The 19180-nt window shown below is 52.1% G+C and carries 16 protein-coding genes; 5 read left to right on the top strand and 11 right to left on the bottom strand.

Annotation, left to right across the window (positions count from 1 at the left end):
- Positions 1-34: 34 nt before the first annotated feature.
- The 3 genes from HV350_RS08930 to hypT form a co-directional block, all read right to left on the bottom strand.
- Positions 35-970: a pseudouridine-5'-phosphate glycosidase gene (locus HV350_RS08930; RefSeq protein ID WP_016156984.1), complete on the bottom strand. Its 936-nt coding sequence runs from the start codon at positions 968-970 to the stop codon at positions 35-37.
- Complete coding sequence (locus tag HV350_RS08925) at positions 958-1899, bottom strand: pseudouridine kinase (RefSeq protein WP_181630282.1); 942 nt, start codon at positions 1897-1899, stop codon at positions 958-960. The genes HV350_RS08930 and HV350_RS08925 overlap by 13 nt, the downstream gene beginning before the upstream one ends.
- 303 nt (positions 1900-2202) lie before the next feature.
- Positions 2203-3114 (bottom strand): hypochlorite stress DNA-binding transcriptional regulator HypT, encoded by a 912-nt coding sequence (hypT, locus tag HV350_RS08920; protein ID WP_016153733.1) that lies wholly within the window; start codon positions 3112-3114, stop codon positions 2203-2205.
- 353 nt (positions 3115-3467) lie between these two features.
- Here hypT and HV350_RS08915 point away from each other — a divergent pair, with 353 nt between their 5' ends.
- Together HV350_RS08915 and HV350_RS08910 are read left to right on the top strand one after the other, a co-directional pair.
- Entirely contained in the window at positions 3468-4187 is a 720-nt protein-coding gene (locus tag HV350_RS08915) for an amino acid racemase (RefSeq protein ID WP_181630280.1), read from the top strand.
- 76 nt (positions 4188-4263) lie between these two features.
- Complete coding sequence (locus HV350_RS08910) at positions 4264-5562, top strand: anaerobic C4-dicarboxylate transporter (RefSeq protein ID WP_181630278.1); 1299 nt, start codon at positions 4264-4266, stop codon at positions 5560-5562.
- A 78-nt stretch (positions 5563-5640) separates the two neighbouring features.
- Here HV350_RS08910 and fruA read toward each other — a convergent pair whose 3' ends face one another.
- From fruA to fruB, 3 genes are read right to left on the bottom strand one after another with little or no spacing between them, the layout of a single operon-like run.
- Positions 5641-7329 carry a PTS fructose transporter subunit IIBC gene (gene fruA / locus HV350_RS08905; RefSeq protein ID WP_131379654.1) on the bottom strand — a complete coding sequence of 563 codons (1689 nt, stop codon included), beginning with the start codon at positions 7327-7329 and terminating at the stop codon, positions 5641-5643.
- 16 nt (positions 7330-7345) lie between these two features.
- Positions 7346-8284: a 1-phosphofructokinase gene (gene fruK / locus HV350_RS08900; RefSeq protein ID WP_181630276.1), complete on the bottom strand. Its 939-nt coding sequence runs from the start codon at positions 8282-8284 to the stop codon at positions 7346-7348.
- A complete protein-coding gene (fruB, locus tag HV350_RS08895; protein ID WP_016156988.1) occupies positions 8284-9414 on the bottom strand; it encodes a fused PTS fructose transporter subunit IIA/HPr protein in 1131 nt (376 codons plus the stop codon). The genes fruK and fruB overlap by 1 nt, the downstream gene beginning before the upstream one ends.
- Positions 9415-9782: 368 nt before the next feature.
- Between fruB and setB the strand changes: the two genes are divergently transcribed.
- Entirely contained in the window at positions 9783-10964 is a 1182-nt protein-coding gene (gene setB / locus HV350_RS08890; protein WP_181630275.1) for a sugar efflux transporter SetB, read from the top strand.
- On the opposite strand, the gene HV350_RS08885 is transcribed toward setB, so the two are convergent.
- Positions 10961-11215 carry a YkgJ family cysteine cluster protein gene (locus HV350_RS08885; protein WP_016153739.1) on the bottom strand — a complete coding sequence of 85 codons (255 nt, stop codon included), beginning with the start codon at positions 11213-11215 and terminating at the stop codon, positions 10961-10963. The genes setB and HV350_RS08885 overlap by 4 nt on opposite strands.
- A 157-nt stretch (positions 11216-11372) precedes the next feature.
- Between HV350_RS08885 and yeiP the strand changes: the two genes are divergently transcribed.
- Positions 11373-11945 carry an elongation factor P-like protein YeiP gene (gene yeiP, locus HV350_RS08880; protein WP_181630273.1) on the top strand — a complete coding sequence of 191 codons (573 nt, stop codon included), beginning with the start codon at positions 11373-11375 and terminating at the stop codon, positions 11943-11945.
- Between the two features lie 56 nt (positions 11946-12001).
- On the opposite strand, the gene torD is transcribed toward yeiP, so the two are convergent.
- The 3 genes from torD to torC are packed head-to-tail and all read right to left on the bottom strand — an operon-like array spanning position 12002 to position 16265.
- Positions 12002-12634 (bottom strand): molecular chaperone TorD, encoded by a 633-nt coding sequence (torD, locus tag HV350_RS08875; protein WP_181630271.1) that lies wholly within the window; start codon positions 12632-12634, stop codon positions 12002-12004.
- Positions 12624-15122, bottom strand: coding sequence for a trimethylamine-N-oxide reductase TorA (gene torA, locus HV350_RS08870; RefSeq protein ID WP_181630269.1), 2499 nt, complete (start codon positions 15120-15122; stop codon positions 12624-12626). Before torA ends, torD begins: the two co-directional genes overlap by 11 nt.
- Positions 15123-15125: 3 nt before the next feature.
- Positions 15126-16265, bottom strand: coding sequence for a pentaheme c-type cytochrome TorC (gene torC, locus HV350_RS08865; protein ID WP_047500963.1), 1140 nt, complete (start codon positions 16263-16265; stop codon positions 15126-15128).
- Between the two features lie 165 nt (positions 16266-16430).
- Between torC and HV350_RS08860 the strand changes: the two genes are divergently transcribed.
- On the top strand, positions 16431-17903 hold the full coding sequence (locus tag HV350_RS08860; RefSeq protein WP_016156993.1) for a PLP-dependent aminotransferase family protein: 1473 nt from the start codon (positions 16431-16433) through the stop codon (positions 17901-17903).
- A gap of 45 nt (positions 17904-17948) precedes the next feature.
- Here HV350_RS08860 and uxuA read toward each other — a convergent pair whose 3' ends face one another.
- Positions 17949-19139, bottom strand: coding sequence for a mannonate dehydratase (gene uxuA / locus HV350_RS08855; protein WP_181630267.1), 1191 nt, complete (start codon positions 19137-19139; stop codon positions 17949-17951).
- Positions 19140-19180: the final 41 nt, after the last annotated feature.

Below are 19180 nucleotides of genomic sequence, written 5' to 3'. Positions count from 1 at the left end.
TCGCGGGCGACCGCATTCTGCCCGGGAAATTCTGTCAGACGAGGCGCTGATACTCCTTCGCAATTTCACAGGCCAGTACCGCATTGTTGAACACCAGCTGAATATTTGATTTCAGGCTGTCACCACCGGTCAGCTCTGCAACCCGCGCTAACAGGAACGGCGTACTCTCTTTGCCCACAACGCCCTGATCTTCCGCTTCTTTTACCGCCCGATCGATTGCCGCATTAATTTTCTCTTCAGCCATCGCAAACTGCTCTGGGATGGGGTTCGCAACAACCAGACCGCCGTCGAGACCCGTTTGCCATTTCACCGCCATGGCACGGGCAATCTCTTGCGCACTGTCCAGACGGATGCTGACCTCAAACGGACTGGTACGGCAGAAAAATGCTGGCAACGCGTTGGTTTGATAACCAATTAACGGCACACCAAAGGTTTCTAAATATTCAGTAGTTAAGCCGAGATCAAGAATAGATTTCGCCCCGGCACAAATTACCGTGACATTGGTATGCGCCAGTTCTTGCAGATCCGCGGAAATATCAAAGGTATGTTCAGCACCACGATGAACTCCACCTATTCCCCCTGTCGCAAATACTTTAATTCCCGCCAGGGCGGCAATAATCATGGTTGAGGCAACCGTCGTTGCACCATTTTTTCCTGCCGCGACCACAAACGGCAAATCACGACGACTTACTTTCGTAACGCTATGACCTTCTCGCCCAAGCAGCTCAATTTCATCTTTGCTTAAACCAACTTTCATTATTCCGCCAATAATGGCAATGGTCGCAGGAACCGCACCGTGTTTACGAATAGTTTCTTCTACTTCAATCGCTGTCTGGGCATTCTGCGGAAATGGCATACCATGAGAAATAATGGTTGATTCAAGTGCAACAATCGGCTTCTTACTGTTTAATGCTTCCTGTACTTCTGGAGATATTTGTAATAATTCAGAGGAAAGAGTTAATTCAGACATTCTGTGTTCTCCACTAATGTGCTTACATTCGCAACAGACAAATCAGGGTTATTGGTATATTCACAGGCTAACGCCATTGATGAACAACCCTGCGCAAATCGAACCGAATCAATAAAGGGCATGCCGTCTACCCAGCAGGAAGCCAGTCCAGCCATCATCGCATCGCCAGCTCCGGTAACATTAATGACGTGAGTTTTAATCGGCAGCGACCAACCACGACTCCCCGCAATATCACTGTAATAAACACCGTCGCCGCCCATGCTGAGCACCAGCCTATTTAAGCCGCGATCATGAAACCAGGCGGCGACTTTACCCACGTCATCACGCCCGGAAAGCGCAATACCGCTTAGCGTTTCGGCTTCAAGCCGGTTGGGTTTAAGAGTGTGAATTTGTCCAAGCCGCTCGCGAATTTTGACGCATTTCCATGCCGATACCGGGTCAACAAACACCGGAACCTCTCCGGCATTTTCCAGCACCCATGCCAGGGCATCTTCGCTGATATTGCAATCGGCGACGATGACTTTCGCCTGCCGAATAAAATCATGATGCTGTGATAAAAAATCAGCTGAAATATGTTCGGTAATGCTCATATCATTAATGGCAACCAACATTTCACCGGTGTTATCAAGCAATGATAAATAACTGGACGTATTCTCTCCGGGAACGATAAGACACTTATCAACATGAACTCCGGATTGATTGGTTTGCGCCAATAACGATTGTCCATAAAAATCATTACCAACCGCCGTCAGTAACCATGAATTTTTCCCCAGCAGCGCGAGATTATGTGCAATGTTACGTCCAACTCCGCCGGGGGTGAATTTTATCTTTCCTGGATTCGAATCCGCATAATTTAGAGAAGCATGCGAATACCCAGCAACATCCATATTGGCCGAACCAATAGTTACTATGTATTCCTTTTCACGCATAGCACGTCCCCTGGCAATTAACTTGCCACAAATGAGTTCGTTAAAAATAACCAACGCCACACATCAGGTTATTAGAGCACATGTTCACTATCAAACACATGTTCATAGTAAGCGTGTTTTTGACAAAGTAAATCCATATTCAAGATCTAAACTCAATAGATATGAACAGAATCACAATTTTTTATTGATACAGTCTGTAAAGGAAAGAGAAAATGAGAGGTAGTACACAATTCAAGCAGTCTAAAGAGTTTAACTCCGGCATAACCGGAGATTTTTCAGATGCGCCAGACGATCCGGTTCGTATCAACTGAGCGAAACAAGGTCCTCTGGCATATGGTTGTACAAAATCCGCCAGAAGTGCTCAGCCGTTTTATTCAACCGGGTATCCATTCGGTAAATATAAGCCTGAATAGGCACCATCAGTTCCGGCGTCTGCAGACAAACCAGCCGCTTTTCGCGCAGTTCGTTTACGATTGTCCACGCCGGCAGCCAGGCGATACCATGCCCATCCAATGCCATATTTTTTAATAACTCACTCATCGAAGACATAAACAGCGTTCGGGCTGAAATGCCGCCTACTTCCGCCAGATGACGGTTTACCAATCTTCCCATGTAGGATGTGCTGGTATAGTTCAGAATCGGCGCCTGCGACTGGTAGATATCAAACAACGCCTTACCCTGCGCATCAACTGCACACACGGGGTACAGTTCAGACTCAAAAACCTTCAAGCCGCAGAAAGGTGACTGCATTAAATCTTCATCCCGAAAGGAGATAATAAAATCGCTTTTCCCCTCGCGCAGAGTATTCACCGCCTGAACAACATCAATAGCTTCAACGTGATAGACAAACTCCTCACCCCAGGCCGCCATTGAGTGCACCAATCTGGGCAACATCGTCAGCGACAGAGAATGTGCCGCCGCTATTTTGATATTGGGTACACCCAGTAAATTGTGGCCGCTTAGCTCATCCAGATTACATTCCAGCTGTTGCAACAAACTACGGGTTTGCGAATGAAATAGCTTGCCCTCCTCCGTGAGTTGCAGTGGGCTCGTTGTGCGATCAAAAAGCAGCACACCCACGGCTGATTCGAGCGCCTTGATCCGCCGACTAAATGCCGGTTGGGATATGTTGCGCTCCTCAGCCGCCTGGGAAAAATGACGGCATGCCTCCAACGTCAGAAAGTCATATAACCATTTTGTCTCAATATTTTTCATGCTTATCACGCGGATATTTAAATATGCCTATTAGCCTTAAAGCATCATGCCTGAATAGTTCCGGAGATGACATTCATCATTAGCGCCTGGTGATTCGTTTTTTGCATCAAGGCTTCATTTTTAACATTAACATACTTCTCTCCCTATCGGTTACGACCGCTTGCCCGCCGCGTAACGCGTAGCCTCTGGCCGAATACCGGCCTGCTGAGGTTACACAATAAACCACAGTCATGCGGTTTTTGCATTGAACCATACATTATTGCATTTCTCCTCACCACTCACTGCTGTTAAACATTATCAGCAGACACAACCCAGCTCTGAATATTAATCATCGGTGAATTGAGGTATATATCGTGAAAGGTTTAATTGGCGTGCTTGGTGGTATGGGACCTGCTGCAACGGTCGACCTGTTTAATAAATTCGTCACTTTTACCGCTGCGCAACGTGACCAGGAACATATCCCCTTAATTATTTCATCTATTCCTGACATTCCAGACCGAACCGACGCGTTAATGCATCATGGTCATTCCCCACTTCCGGCAATGCGCGATTATATGCATAAACTCGAAGATGCTGGTGCCGAGTGTATTGTGATCCCCTGTAACACCGCCCACTTTTGGTTTAATGAATTAAAAGCGTGCTGCCATACAGAGCTGCTCAGTATCGTTGAAACGACCATCAATGAGGTTAAAAACTGCGGGAAATCGCAAATCGGATTACTCGCCACCAACGCCACTTTATACATGGGTCTCTATCAAAAAGGCATAGAATCTCTTGGGTTAACCTGCATCAGCCCTGACCCATCCAGTCAGGAAAAAGTGATGGAAAGTATCTATTGCTTAAAAGCTGGTGAGGCTAAGCGGGCGCAAACGCTGATGAATGAACAAGCTGAAGCACTCTTCTCACGCGGGGCACAAGTCATCGTACTCGGATGTACTGAAGTTCCTGTCATTCTTGCTGAAGCCGTCAAAAAGTCACCTGAAAAATATATTGATTCAACCGGTTCGTTGGTTCGTGCCGGTATTAAATGGTACGAGAAACGCGTGGGTAAAAATCACCTTTTGGCGCAATGAATATCCCTACCTGTTTAATTGTTGCATTAAATAAAAATCCATTTTAATTACAAATTACTCTCTGGCGGAGGCCATTATGATTTGGCTAGAAATTATCGTAGTGTTGGGCGCAATTTTTTTCGGTATCCGCCTTGGCGGAATTGGTATTGGTTTATGCGGCGGGCTGGGGCTGGCTATTTTAACGCTGGGATTTGGGCTGCAAATTGGTTCACCACCCGTTGACGTTATTCTTATTATTATGACGGTGGTGGTGGCGGCATCGGCGCTACAGGCCGCCGGAGGCATGGATTATCTGGTTCGCATTGCCGGTAATTTTATGCGCCGTAACCCTAAATATATCAATATTATTGCGCCGATTATTACCTGGTCGATGACGATTATGGCGGGAACAGGGTTCATCGTCTTTTCTACTCTGCCGGTGATTGCCGAAGTTGCCAAAGAGTCAGGTATTCGCCCTTCTCGTACGCTCGCAGGCTCCGTAGTCGCTTCGCAGGTGGCGATATCCGGTTCGCCGATCAGTGCCGCAATGGCCGCTATGCTGACTATTATGGAAGGCAACGGTATCAGCTTTATTCAGGTCATGGCGGTTTGTCTGCCTGCCTCATTTGTCGCCGCGATGGTCGCCGCTTTTATCGCCTCACGTCAGGGATGTGAGCTACAGGATGATGAAGTCTATCTGGAACGCCTGCAAAAAGGACTGGTGCGTAAATATGCAGGGCAAAACAGCACAACGCCAGGTGCCAGACTGTCAGTGGCCCTGTTTATGCTGGCAACGGTGGTCATCGTTATTCTTGCCGCATGCCCTCAATTGCGCCCTGGATTCGATGCAGGCAACCCAATGAATACCCGGGATATTATCATTATCTGCATGCTAGCTGCCGCGTGTCTGATGGCGGTGCTATGCAAAACATCAACAGACGCGATTGTCCTGACATCCACGTTTCGCGCGGGTATGAGTTCGTTGGCTGTGATTCTGGGGATTGTTACGCTGGGCACAACCTTCATTGATGCCCACTTAACGGGGATAAAGGATATCGCGGGCGATATTCTACGGGCTTATCCGATGCTGTTGGCGCTGGTGCTGTTTGGTACCTGCGCGCTTCTCTATTCGCAGGGAGCCACCACGCCGCTGATTATCCCTCTTGCCGTCGCGCTCGGCGTACCCACATGGGCCATTCTGGCTTCCTATGTCGCAGTGACCGGCGTGTTTGTTCTGCCAACTTATCCGACTTCGCTGGCGGCAATGGAGTTCGACACCACCGGGACAACGCGCGTGGGTAAGTATGTCTTAAACCATCCGTTTATGTTGCCAGGGCTTGGCGGGATCATTGCTGGCGTTGCCTTTGGTTTTATCATCGCGCCAATGATTGCCTGAACCGGTTAACACTACCGGGCAGATTTAATGGATAAAAAAAGGGGCAGAGAAATCTCTGCCCCGGATGTCAGCGTTAAATCAGGCCGCCTTTGCCACAACCTCTGCTTCCGGGCGTTTCAGCACCGCGTAGGAGAGACCGGCTACCAGCGTACCGGCAATAATGGCCAGCAGGTATCCAACCACCGGAGTGATTGCGCCAGGGATTAACAGCACAAACAGACCGCCGTGCGGCGCCATCAGCTTAGCCCCCACCGCCATCGAGATAGCTCCGGTAATCGCGCCGCCAACGATACAGCAAGGCAGAACGCGCATCGGGTCACGGGCAGCAAATGGGATAGCCCCTTCGGTAATAAAGCACAGGCCCAGTACCAGCGCAGCTTTACCGCCTTCCTGCTGCGCTTTGTCGAACTTACGACGCGCCACCAGCGTTGCCAGCCCCAGGGCCAGCGGAGGCACCATACCCGCCGCCATAATCGCCGCCATCGGCGCATAGGTTTGCGTACTAAGCAGGCCCACACCGAAAGCATACGCCGCTTTGTTAACCGGACCGCCCATATCGGTACACATCATGCCGCCCAGAATCGCTCCAAGCAGCACCGCGTTCGCGGTTCCCATGGTTTGCAGCCAGTGGGTCAGACCTTCCAGAATGCCCGCCACTGGTTTACCGATCAGGTAGATCATGGCCAGACCAACCACCAGGCTTGAGAGCAGCGGAATGATCAGGATCGGTTTCAGCGCTTCCATACTCTGCGGGAGTTTCAGCTTCGTGCTGATGAGCTTCGCCACATAACCGGCAAGGAAACCGGCAATAATCCCGCCAATAAAGCCGGAACCGGTGCTCACCGCCAGCATACCGCCGATAAGACCTGGCGTCAGACCCGGACGGTCAGCGATGGAAAACGCGATGTAGCCCGCCAGAACCGGCACCATCAGCGCGAAAGCTGAACCACCGCCAATCTGCATCAGCGCCGCCGCCAGCGTCCCCTGCTCCTTGAACGCTTCGATACCAAAAGCGAATGAGAGTGCAATACACAGACCGCCAGCAACCACCATCGGCAGCATGTAGGATACGCCCGTCAGCAGGTGACGATACGCGCCAGCGCTCTCTTTCTTACCTTCAGTGGTTGCAGACTGCGCTTTGCCGGCAGGCTGGTACGGCGTTGCTTCTTCCAGCGCTTTATCCAGCTCCTGCTTCGTTTTCTTCAGCGCAAGGCCAGTTGAAGTACGGTACATTGGTTTTCCGGCAAACTTCGCCAGATCAACTTCAATGTCAGCCGCCACAATCACCAGATCCGCCTGAGCCACCTCTTCCGGCGTAATGGCATTGCCTGCGCCAACAGAACCACGGGTTTCAACCTTCACCCACCAGCCACGTTTTTTCGCTTCCGTTTCAATAGCTTCAGCGGCCATAAACGTATGGGCTACGCCAGTTGGACAAGCCGTCACCGCCACCACGCGTTTTGGACCACTACTGGCCACGGACGCTGTCGCAACCGGAGCGCTATAAGGTTTTGCGTGGCTTTTCGCTTCACTGAGGAAAAGTTCAGGATGCGCAACCGCACGACCAATATCGCCCAGCCAGACTTTTTTGCCGTTCAGCGAACTGTCGGCAGGAAGCGTGTCGCCCAGAACAATTGCCAGTTCGGCATCATTAGGATTATCAATAATTTCCAGATGTGCTTTCTGCGCCGCCGCTCCAAGCAGGGTTTTCGCCATATAAGCGCGAGCCTGGCCGAGATTAGCGTCAATAATCAGCAGCGTTTTCATTATGCCTCTCCTGCTGTCAGTTAAACGGTTTTAAGTCGACACGCGCCATCATTGCGGCCAACTGAGGACGATCGGTAATGCCCACATTGCTTTGGCTTACCGCCAGGGCGGCAACAGCGGTTGCCAGACGCAAGGTGTGTTCACTGGATTCACGCATCAGCAGGCCGTAAATCAGGCCACCAACCATTGAATCACCCGCGCCTACGGTGCTTACCACCTCGACTGACGGCGGTTTAGCAATCCACTCACCCGAAGCGTTAACCCACAGCGCACCTTCCGCGCCAAGTGAAATCACCACGTGAGCAATACCCTGCTCGCGCAACGCATGTGCAGCTTCAATCACATCTTTCATTTCTGGCAGCTTACGGCCTGCCCAGATTTCCAGTTCACGACGGTTTGGTTTTACCAGCCACGGTGCCGCTTTCAGACCGGCCACCAGTGCTTCACGACTACTATCAAAGATAATGCAAGGACACTGACTGCGCAGGGGCGTCATCCAGTCGGTGAATGCTTCCGGGCTAACGCCGGTCGGCAAACTGCCGCTGACGCACACCATGTCGAACTGGCCCAACCAGCTCAGCGAGTCATTCACAAAGCGTTCCCAGTCAGCCGGGGTGACTTCAAAGCCGGAGAAATTGAAATCGGACACTTCGCCGTCTTTTTCGGTCAGCTTGACGTTGATACGGGTACGCCCCTGTACAACCTGAAAACGGTTGGCGATACCCAGCTCGCTGAACAACTGCTGAAAACCATCCTGGTTGTCTTTACCGAGGAAACCGCCCACCGTTACATCGATACCTAAATCTTTCAAAACCTTAGCGACGTTAATCCCTTTACCTGCCGCGTGCAGACCGGTCGTTTTAACCAGGTTCACTTCACCGCGTTCAATTTCCGGGCAGAAACCTACCAGATCGTAGGCTGGGTTAAGGGTGATAGTAGCAACACGTCTGCTCATTACGCGCCCTCCCCAAGACCCGCCGCGATGGCTTCGCCAATCGCTTTCAGCGCCTGTTCAGCATCTTCACCCTGAGCGGTAAAGCGCAGGTGATGTCCTTTCTTCACGCCTAATGCCACAACTTTCATCAGACTGCGTCCATTCGCCGGCTTGCCGGTTCCATCAAGATTTGTCACGGTAATTTCACTGTTAAATTGTTTAATCGTATTCACCAGCATGGTGCCCGGGCGGGCGTGTAAACCATGCTCATTGCGCACAATAAATTCGGCGCTCAGTACATCATCAGTTAAGGCATCATCGCTGGTCAGCAGCGCCAACACCGTTGCCGCATCGGCTTTCAACAAACGGTCAGCTTTATTATTCAGCAGCAGATCGCCAAGGCGCTTCAGCACCGCAACCGGTTGTTCGTCATTCATGGCGACGGTCACCAGCAGGGCTGCCGCTTCACCTTGTACATCGAACGCTGTTGCTGCGCGGCTGACCGCAACGGCGCTGCGCACATTGCCTTCAGCACAGTCATTCAGCCAGATCCCCTGACCGAGATTCATCGGTTGCTCATTAATGGCTCTGGCCACAAAGGTGGCGTCAACCGCGCCGACCTCTTTCAACCGTGCGGCGTTGAGCGCCTGCAGCGTGACCAGCGAGTTGGCAACGACGTCCAGCGACAGCGTTTCGTTATCAAGCTTCAGCTGTTCGCTTTGCTTTTCCCCCATCAGCAACGCGCGCAACTCTTCCGCCGTGGTCGCAGATTTCAGCTGTTCAGCGACGGAGTCATCGCTCAGCACATGCGTCAGCTGACGTAGTAAACCGAGGTGCTCATCAGAGCTGGCGGCGATGCCGATTGCCACATAAGCAACCTGCCCTTCACCCCAGATCACGCCCTGCGGAAACTGAAACACCTGCACGCCGGTTTTCAGCACCCGATCGCGCGTGTCCGTCGTACCGTGAGGAATAGCAATACCGTTGCCGAGGAACGTGGACGTCTGTTGTTCACGCGCCAGCATGCCATCGACGTAGCCTTCCGCTACGTTACCTGCCAGCACTAAGGCAGCGGCAACCTGGCGAATAGCCTCTTCTTTATTCCCGGCCTGTTCGCCCGGGTGAATATCCTGAACAGATAACTGGAACATGGTTCTCCTCTCCCGCTGATTTGAAACGATTCAGCTAACATGAGAAAAAAGGCGTCACCTGACTCCATCAGTTATGGCGAGATGACGCTGAAACGTTTCAAGAAGTCTTGCTCTTTTTTCTTCAGCACACAAGTAAAGTTGACAAATTACTTGCTGAATTTAGAGATAACGCACATTTTCTCCGCGGAGGAGAAAAAATTGCTGACGCAAAAACGGCGTCAGCCTGTCAGATTCAGCAGCGTCAGCAAACTGCTTTCTCTGACTGAAATGCTATTTTGATTTTTGATGCCGATTTTGATTTGGCTCCCTGTTTATTTTCTGACAAGCAGCGTAAACTCCGCGTCTCTTCACATTATTGATATCAAAACATGCACAACACCCCCGTAGCCGCCACACCCAAGGCGTTTGATTTAACGTCTTCGGCGTTCCTGCTTGTCGCATTTCTGACGGGTATCGCCGGTGCGTTGCAGACGCCAACCCTCAGCCTTTTTCTGACGGATGAAGTCCATGCCCGTCCCGGCATGGTCGGGTTCTTTTTTACCGGTAGCGCCGTAATCGGCATTTTGGTGAGTCAGTTTCTGGCCGGACGTTCAGATAAAAAAGGCGATCGCAAAAACCTGATTGTGTTTTGCTGCGTGCTGGGGATGCTGGCCTGCGTGCTGTTCGCCTGGAACCGTAACTATTTTATTCTGCTGTTTGTCGGGGTATTCCTCAGCAGTTTCGGTTCGACCGCCAACCCGCAAATGTTTGCTCTCGCCCGCGAGCACGCCGACCGTACGGGTCGGGAAGCCGTCATGTTCAGCTCGATATTACGTGCGCAGGTTTCGCTGGCCTGGGTGATTGGCCCGCCGCTGGCCTACGCGCTGGCCATGGGGTTTAGCTTTACGGTGATGTACCTCAGCGCGGCGGTGGCGTTTGTTGTCTGCGGCGTAATGGTCTGGCTGTTCTTACCCTCGATGAGTAAAAACGTGCCTCTCGCGACAGGCGCGGTAGAAGCCCCGCGCCGCAATCGACGCGACACGCTGCTACTGTTTGTTATCTGCACATTAATGTGGGGGACTAACAGTCTCTATATCATTAATATGCCGTTGTTTATTATCAACGAACTGCATCTGCCGGAAAAGCTGGCGGGCATCATGATGGGAACTGCCGCGGGGTTGGAAATCCCAACCATGTTGATTGCCGGATACTTCGCGAAGCGTCTGGGCAAACGCCTGTTGATGAGAATCGCCGTTGTCGCCGGATTTTTCTTTTATGCCGGCATGCTGTTGGCCCACTCTCCGGCGATATTGCTTGGCTTACAGCTGCTGAACGCGATTTACATCGGCATCCTCGGCGGGATTGGCATGCTCTATTTCCAGGATCTGACGCCGGGACAAGCGGGTTCAGCCACAACTCTCTATACAAATACCATTCGCGTGGGCTGGATTATTGCCGGATCGTTGGCGGGTATTGCCGCTGAAATCTGGAACTATCACGCGGTATTCTGGTTTGCGTTGGTGATGATCGTCGCCACCGTCGCGTGTCTGACGCGCATCAAAGACGTTTAAGGTGCGGTCAGCGCCTCGAGCTCAATGAGATAGACCATGGCCTGGTGCGTCGTCTGTCCGCACATTTCCGCACTGGGCTGTAAACCGGCGCACACTTTTGGCCGCAGAGGCGAAGCAAAAATTTTACAGCGCAGGGATTCATCCAGTTGAACGCATGGCGTATTAGCGGGCTTGCCATCAGGCATGCCGGGGATGGGACTGGAAATTGAAGGCGCGGTGCAACATGCACCACAATCCGGACGGCATTCCATACAGTACTCTCTTTATTGTAAACCATCGGATTGTGCAGGAAGCGCACAGTAACACCTTTTTTGCACCAGCAAAAGCATCAATTCCGCTTGCCTGAATGCCCCGGCGCGAGTAGTTTTACGCGATATTTTAGACACTCCTCATTACAGGATTTTTTCGATGCCAAGAGCGAACGAAATTAAAAAAGGTATGGTACTGAATTACAACGGCAAACTGCTGATTGTAAAAGATATTGATATTCAATCACCAACCGCACGTGGTGCCGCCACGCTGTACAAAATGCGTTTTTCTGATGTTCGTACCGGTCTGAAAGTTGAAGAGCGCTTCAAAGGCGATGACATCGTTGATACCGTCACCCTGAGCCGTCGTGGCGTTGATTTCTCCTATGTCGATGGCAACGAATACGTCTTCATGGATAAAGAAGACTATACCCCGTATACCTTCACCAAAGACCAGATCGCAGAAGAATTGCTTTTCATCCCGGAAGGCGGAATGCCGGATATGCAGGTACTGACCTGGGACGGCCAGCTGCTGGCGCTTGAACTGCCGCAAACGGTAGACCTGGAAATCGTTGAAACGGCTCCGGGCATTAAAGGCGCGTCAGCAAGTGCGCGTAACAAACCAGCGACCATGAGCACCGGTCTGGTTATCCTGGTTCCTGAATATCTGAGTGCAGGTGAAAAAATCCGTATTCATATCGAAGAACGTCGCTACATGGGCCGCGCAGACTAACTTTTCTGCTGCGACAGCGGTGAAAAGGGACAGCATTTGCTGTCCCTTTGTTCTTTTCAGCCCTGGCTGCTGAGGTAAAAATCATCCATCAACAGAGATTCCAGATACAGCCCATCCTCACGCATAAAATGCGTTATGACGTTAACCGCCTGAGGATAAACCCCCTCTTCGTCCCGGTGTAAACAACTTTCCCGTAGCAGGGGTGCCCAGCACATAATGTGATGATGCAAAAAGTAATATTGCGCCGATAACGTCTCCTTTTTGGTAACCATTCTCGCCATCAGTGCCAGCTGTACAGCAATATGGTCGGCAGGCTCGTTGTCCTGCGGGGTCAGCCCATGCTCGACTAACAGCACATTCATTTCCTTGCGTTCTTCAGGCGCGGTCGTATGCGGATAATGCCCCGCATAAGGAGAAACACCGCCAGGAGGTGCCAGCAAAAACAACGAGGCATAGTCCGCCGCCAGCTCCAGCTGTCGGCTTTCCCGGCGCAGCGCCCGAACGAGACTACGTTCCAGGTTTTTAACATCAACGGATAACCCAGGGATAGCCGTCAACGACGCCAGCCACTTTCGGCTTTCCCCACTTTCCAGGCGGATGAGTTGCTCCTCGTCCAGCTCGCGGAACAGCAGTTGTGAAAACCACTGGTACACCGCCGCACGCTGTCGATGAATGTGATTATGCTGCACTTGCCCCCTCCTCTTTCACAACCTCCGGCCCGCCAAAGCCCGTGACCTGCGGGGCATTCTCCTGGTACCGCTCCACCTCGACCAGCACCGTATGCGCCGAAGGCCCCTGCGCCAGTTGTGATGTACCGATATCCGCACTCAGCACATTCGGATCGCCATAAGTGCATAGTGTGCCCGCTTTCCCGCCTTCCTGCGGCGAATACCACGCGCCTTCATGAATCCGGACGACGCCAGGCGCGTAATCCGGGCTGATCACCACCCCGGCCAGCACCTGGCCTCTGGTGTTAAACACGCGCGCAATATCCCCGGCTTTCAGGCCACGTGCGCGGGCATCCGACTCGCTCATGTACAGCGGCTCTCTTCCTGCCACCGCATAGGTGTTACGAAACGCCTCGCTTGAGCACAGCTGGGAGTGCAGACGTTTATCCGGATGGCAGGACTGCAGATGCAGCGGATATTTATCTGTTTTGCTGCCATGGGTACGCTCAAAAGGTTCCATCCACACCGGATGCCCCGGGCAGTCATCGTAGGCAAAGCCCGCGATGGTTTTGCTGTAAATTTCAATCAGACCAGAGGGTGTTCCTAACGGGTTGATATCCGGCTGTTCGCGAAATTCTCCATGACGCACCCACGGCTTCCCGGCAGGATATTCAATGTATCCTTCGCCCTGCCAGAAACTCTCGAAGTTCGGCATACTCACGCCAAGGGACGCTCCTGTTTTCGCGCCCTCATCATAAATGGCTTTTATCCACTGCATTTCATCCCGCTTTTCGCGGTATGTCTCTTCCTGACCAAAGCGTTTGCACAAACCGGCAAAGACATCAAAGTCATGTCGCGCTTCAAACTGCGGTTTAACCACCTGATGTATCGCCATCAGCCCTTTATTCGAGTGTGTACCGAACTGCTCAATGTCATTACGCTCAAAGCGCGTGGTCACAGGCAGGACGATATCGGCAAAACGACAGGATGCTGTCCACTGATGATCCAGAACGACCACGGTTTCCAGCTTCTTCCACGCTTCGATCATGCGGTTACGATCCTGCTGCGCATGGAACGGATTGGCGGCGCTGAAAATCGCCATTTTGATATCAGGGAAAGTTAATGTTTCACCATTGAAAGCAATCTTTTTGCCTGGCGCCAGCAGACAATCAATCATTCGCGAGGTAGGAATATGCTCTGAAGCGCCGCGGAAATCCGCTTTGTATTTCGCGGCCGGGGGATTGTTGATGCTCCCGAGGCCGGACAGGACGGGACCGGCAGAAGTGACCGTCCCGCCGCCGTTATAGTGCCAGCCAAACCCTACTCCGCCGCCCGGCAAGCCAATTTGGCCAACCATGCTTGCCAGCACCACCAGCATCCACGGATACTGCTCGCCATGGTGCATACGCTGCACGCACCAGCCGCCCATAAACTGTGTCCGACCTTTGACCAGCAGGCGGGCGAAGTCGCGGATCTGCTCCGCCGTCAGGCCGCAGATTTCCGCCGCCCATTCGGCATTTTTCGGCTGCTTGTCGCTTTCCCCAAGCAGATACGGCAAGAACTGTTCAAAGCCCACGGTATAATCGTTAATGAACGCCACGTCATACAGTTTTTCTTCGTACAGGGTATGCGCCAGCGCCAGCAATAACGCGACATCCGTTTGCGGTCGCAGCGCCAGCTGCTCACAGCCAAGATAGTTTTGCGACTTGCTACGCACCGGATCAACGCTGATAACGCGCATCTTTCCCTGCGCAACCGCTTCTTTAATCTGCTGCCAATAGCCAAACGCATCGTGATCGGGAACCAGGAACTCGATCTGCAGATTCTTGATAGGATCGCAGCCCCACAGCACGATGGTTTGGGTATTTTCGATAACCAGCGGGAGTGACGTTTGCTGCTCGTAAACTTCCAGCGAACCAATCACATGCGGCAAAATGACCTGCGCTGCGGCTGCCGAGTAGTCGCCGACGGTCGTTACATAGCTACCGTGTAAGCCGAGTCCCCGATCCATCGCGCCGCCGGCCTTATGATATTTGCCAACAATTTGCCAGTCCGCCAGCCCGGTAAAGACACCAGAAGATCCGTAGGTCTTTTGTACTCGTTCAAGCTCTTCATAAACCAGATCCAACGCCTGATCCCAGCTCACACGGACAAAGCGATTATCGCCGCGCTGGTTGCGATCTGACTTTTCACGCTTGCGCAGCCAGTCCAGCCGCACCATCGGGTAGCGCACACGCGATGGGTTGTAGACCACTTCACGCACCGCATTCAACATATCGCAGGGGTATTTGTCATGTTTGAAGGGGCGGGTATCGACCCATTCACCGTTCACGACTTTGGCTTCAAAAGCGCCAAAGTGCGAGCCAGACTGGAGCCATTGCTCCGGGTTTTCACCCGCTGCCCAGACCTTTGAGATCAGTGGATTTGGCCCTAAAGCGCTGACGGCACCGACTGCCAGCATTCCACTTAAAAACCGTCGACGTGACGGATTAAAATCATGAATATCCATAAATTATCCTTTTGAATTGTTAGGTTGAGGTATATCGCTGGCGTGAGTCTGGAGATATTTCAACAACGTACGGTCTTCCACCGGGTTAAGCCGGTAGTAGGTGGACATGGATTTCAGTCCGGCGATCCAGCCATTCGCGGAATAACGGGTCGGCGGCGGCGTGCTGTGGCAAGCGCTACAGGTGGATTGCAACATCTGATCGGCGTATTGCCAGAGGGGGTCAATATTGTCGGTAAAACCCTCCGCCGAACTCCAGGCCATCACACTTACCTGCTGCCACTCCTGATGTGACTCCGGATCAACCTGTGTTTGCTCAACCTTCACGTTGCTCATCAGCGAGGCATCTAATACGGCAGCAAAAACGCGTTTACCCATATACTGGGTAATCACCCGTCCACGTCCTTTGCTTTCCCGCCAGCCGGTCAGCTCTATCTGAACGTTTTTTCCTTCTCTTTTCAGCACACGCACTTGCGTTGCCGGGTACAGCATGGCTTTACCTGCCGGGCTCTCTGCTGTCGCAGTCAGTGATTTTTCGCCTAACGAATACAGCGTCGTCGCCGTGGGTAACTGCTCTCCCTGACGCTGCAGCTGCTTGTAACGATCGCGAAAACCGCTGCTCATATCGGGTTTGTGATGGGCAATGCCTTTGTGACAATCGATACAGTTACTGTCTTTTGCCGCCGCCGCGGTCATTTGCGCCGCTGCATTTGCCGATTGCTTACCGTGATCCATCGCCTCGTAGCTATGGCAGGATTTACACACCGCAGAATTATTCGCGCTCATGCGCGCCCATTCTCGCTGGGCCAACTCCGCCCGCTTTGCGGCAAATTTTTCCGGGGTATCGATCGAAGGAGAGATAAAGGTGTGGTAGAGGTCGTTTAAGGCTTGCGTTTTACGAACCAGCGTTGGGACGATGCCTGGCGGAATATGACAATCCTTACACTCCGCACGCACACCAGAAGCATTACGAAAATGCACGCTGGTTTTATACTCCTCGCCAGATGTGCGCATCGAGTGACACGATAAACAAAACTCGGTAGAACTGGTGTAATGAACGCCTTGCCACGTTCCCCAAATAGCCAGGGCCATTGCTACCGCCCCGGCGAATGCGCACCATAGTGCGTTTTTTCTTATCCACGACATGCTTGCCTCCATTTTTTTAATAGCGACACGCTAAGGGATAATAAAAATCAAAAATAGAGACAGCGAAGGCAGATTATAGGAACAGCATCCACTCTATGAGGTTCGTCAAATAGTAAAGAGCAGAAGTCCGTAATATAATTACCATCTATAAATAAGGAATTTATCATGCTCAAACTGACTCTCGATAGAGAAAGCCGGACTCCGCTGCAGTTGCAGATATTTCAATTTTATTTACAGGCCATTCAGCGGGGTGATTTGCTGTGTGGAGATAAACTCCCCTCTATTCGCGAGCAGGCTCAGGCATTGAACATTGCCAAAATAACGGTAGTGATGGCCTATGATAAGCTGATGGCGGCTGGGTTAATTAAGAGCCGACACGGCATTGGCTATGAGGTGATATTCACCACGCCTGTACGTGTAACTCCAGCGCATGTGTCCGTACCCCAGGGCTCTCCGCCAGTAACACCAAAAGCGGCCGGGGTCTCTACCGATGTTTACGCAGAGCCTGGGCGGGAGTGCTACTGCCGGATGGGCGTCCCCGATCCCAATGCTTTTCCCTGGGCAAGCTGGCGAAAATGGAATAACGCGCCAAGCGTACTTAAAGAGCAATTGTTTACCCGATATCATTCATCAAATGGATTATTTTCACTGCGTGAGCAACTAGCCAGGTACCTTAATTTATCTCGCGGCATTAATACCCGGGCGGAGAACATCATCATTACCAATGGGATTCAGGAAGGATTGTCGCTGCTGAGTCAAATATTTATTGTTCATCATGCCGTCAGTCAGCAAAAAAAGTGCCACGTTGTGGCCGAATCCCCTTGCTATTCTGGCGCATGGCATCTGTTTAATTATTACGGTGCAGACATTACGTCAATTGCTGTAGATAACCACGGGCTGCAAACAGATAAATTACCCGAATATGAAACCCAGCTTTGCTATGTGACTCCGGCTCACCAGTATCCAATGGGAAGCGTCCTTTCGCTGGAGCGCCGTCAGTCATTATTGACGTGGGCGCAGCGCGTCGGCGCTTATATCCTTGAAGACGACTACGATGCTGTTTTTACCTATGGCGAGAACCCCCTTCCTGCACTGAAAGCTATGGATTATCACAACCGGGTTATCTACATGGGGACATTTTCCAAAACGCTGGGGCCGGGAACGCGTCTTGGCTATCTCATTTGTCCTGATGAACTGCTCCCGGCAGTAAAGAATATGAAAGCGCTCAACAACAACGGCAGTCAGTGGCTATTGCAGCAATTTTTAGCCGAATTAATGCAAAATCAGGTGTTTTACTCGCACATCAGCAAGCTGGCCTGCAACTATGCGGCGCGCCTCAATCTGTTACGCGATGGCCTTTCTGTTCTGTTTCCGTCAGGGAAAATCGCTGGCGCAACGGCGGGTCTGCACCTCTCGTTACGCGTTGACAGACACCCAGATATGATAGCCAGGCTGCAACAGCGCTGCCTGCTGGCAGGGATCCGCTTTGACACTCTGCCAGATATAGAAAATGGCTCAGGAGCCGCATGGCGTAGGGAGAACAGCGATGCTGTTATGTTTTTCGGGTTTGGCGGATTGCAGATACAGCAGATCAAAAAGGTGCTGTCGGTACTGGAGCAGGCGCTAGCGCAGCCTTGATGAATTTCAGGGATCGCGCCTGCGGCACAATCCCTGTTGTTAACCTTACAGCAGATCGCGGAACTGCGTTTGTTTTAACGCCAGTTCAACGCCGCGAACTTCCGCCAGCCCTTTCAGACGACCAATCGCGGAGTAGCCTGGGTTGGTTTTCTTGTGCAGGTCGTCAAGCATCTGGTGTCCGTGATCCGGACGCATCGGGATAGGACGCAAATCGCCCGCCTTTTTACGGCGCTGTTCTTCGCCCAGGATGGCAGCAACCACCGATACCATATCCACATCGCCTTGCAGGTGCGCACCTTCGTGGAAGGTTTTCGGGTTATCTTCACGGCAGGTGGAGCGCAGATGCGTGAAGTGGATTCGATCGCCAAAGGTTTCGATCATTTTCACCAGATCGTTATCGGCGCGCACGCCGTAGGAACCGGTGCACATGGTGAAGCCGTTATTGATGCTGTCGACGGTTTCTTTCAGCCACTGCATATCTTCGATAGTCGAAACAATGCGCGGCAGGCCGAGGATCGGACGCGGCGGATCGTCAGGGTGGACAGCCAGACGCACGCCGACTTCTTCCGCCACAGGCACAATCGCCCGCAGGAATACCGCCATATTATCGCGCAGATCGTCTTTGCTGATGCCGTCATATTCAGCGAGGCGCGCACGGAACTGATCCAGCGTATAGCCCTCTTCCGCACCGGGCAGGCCGGCAATGATATTGCGGGTCAGCTTTTCGATATCGGCATCGCTCATAGCATTGAAGTAATTCAGCGCCTGGCGTTGTTCTTCTGCGGTGTAATCCGCTGCGGCGCCAGGGCGCTGAAGAATATGCAGTTCGAAGGCTGCAAAAGCAATCTGGTCAAAACGTAGCGCTTTGGAGCCGTCCGGCAGCTGATATTCGAGATCGGTACGCGTCCAGTCGAGGATCGGCATGAAGTTATAGCACACGGTATCGATGCCGCAGGTCGCCAGATTACGGATACTCTGCTGATAATTGGCAATCCACGTTTGGTACTGGCCTGAACGCGTTTTGATATCTTCGTGGACAGGAATACTTTCCACCACCGACCAGGTCAGCCCTTTTTCAGCCAGAATAGCCTGACGCTGTTGAATCTCTTCTACCGGCCACACTTCACCGTTGGGAATGTGGTGCAAGGCGGTCACAACACCCGTTGCGCCAGCCTGACGCACATCATCAAGCGATACCGGATCGTTAGGTCCGTACCAACGCCAGGTTTGTTCCATTGTTTCACCCCACAAGTTGTTATACCAAATTAAACTATCTG

Source organism: Citrobacter sp. RHBSTW-01013, assembly GCF_013781985.1.
Classification (GTDB): domain Bacteria; phylum Pseudomonadota; class Gammaproteobacteria; order Enterobacterales; family Enterobacteriaceae; genus Citrobacter; species Citrobacter braakii.
The sequence above is the reverse complement of the archived record's forward strand: the minus strand, read 5'-3'. Positions and strand labels throughout refer to the sequence as shown.

Excerpts from the sequence above, each read along its gene's own strand:
- HV350_RS08930 (WP_016156984.1), bottom strand. The coding sequence starts at position 970 with ATGTCTGAATTAACTCTTTCCTCTGAATTATTACAAATATCTCCAGAA.
- HV350_RS08925 (WP_181630282.1), bottom strand. The coding sequence starts at position 1,899 with ATGCGTGAAAAGGAATACATAGTAACTATTGGTTCGGCCAATATGGAT.
- hypT (WP_016153733.1), bottom strand. The coding sequence starts at position 3,114 with ATGAAAAATATTGAGACAAAATGGTTATATGACTTTCTGACGTTGGAG.
- HV350_RS08910 (WP_181630278.1), top strand. The coding sequence starts at position 4,264 with ATGATTTGGCTAGAAATTATCGTAGTGTTGGGCGCAATTTTTTTCGGT.
- fruA (WP_131379654.1), bottom strand. The coding sequence starts at position 7,329 with ATGAAAACGCTGCTGATTATTGACGCTAATCTCGGCCAGGCTCGCGCT.
- fruK (WP_181630276.1), bottom strand. The coding sequence starts at position 8,284 with ATGAGCAGACGTGTTGCTACTATCACCCTTAACCCAGCCTACGATCTG.
- fruB (WP_016156988.1), bottom strand. The coding sequence starts at position 9,414 with ATGTTCCAGTTATCTGTTCAGGATATTCACCCGGGCGAACAGGCCGGG.
- setB (WP_181630275.1), top strand. The coding sequence starts at position 9,783 with ATGCACAACACCCCCGTAGCCGCCACACCCAAGGCGTTTGATTTAACG.
- HV350_RS08885 (WP_016153739.1), bottom strand. The coding sequence starts at position 11,215 with ATGGAATGCCGTCCGGATTGTGGTGCATGTTGCACCGCGCCTTCAATT.
- yeiP (WP_181630273.1), top strand. The coding sequence starts at position 11,373 with ATGCCAAGAGCGAACGAAATTAAAAAAGGTATGGTACTGAATTACAAC.
- torA (WP_181630269.1), bottom strand. The coding sequence starts at position 15,122 with ATGGATATTCATGATTTTAATCCGTCACGTCGACGGTTTTTAAGTGGA.
- torC (WP_047500963.1), bottom strand. The coding sequence starts at position 16,265 with ATGTCGTGGATAAGAAAAAACGCACTATGGTGCGCATTCGCCGGGGCG.
- HV350_RS08860 (WP_016156993.1), top strand. The coding sequence starts at position 16,431 with ATGCTCAAACTGACTCTCGATAGAGAAAGCCGGACTCCGCTGCAGTTG.
- uxuA (WP_181630267.1), bottom strand. The coding sequence starts at position 19,139 with ATGGAACAAACCTGGCGTTGGTACGGACCTAACGATCCGGTATCGCTT.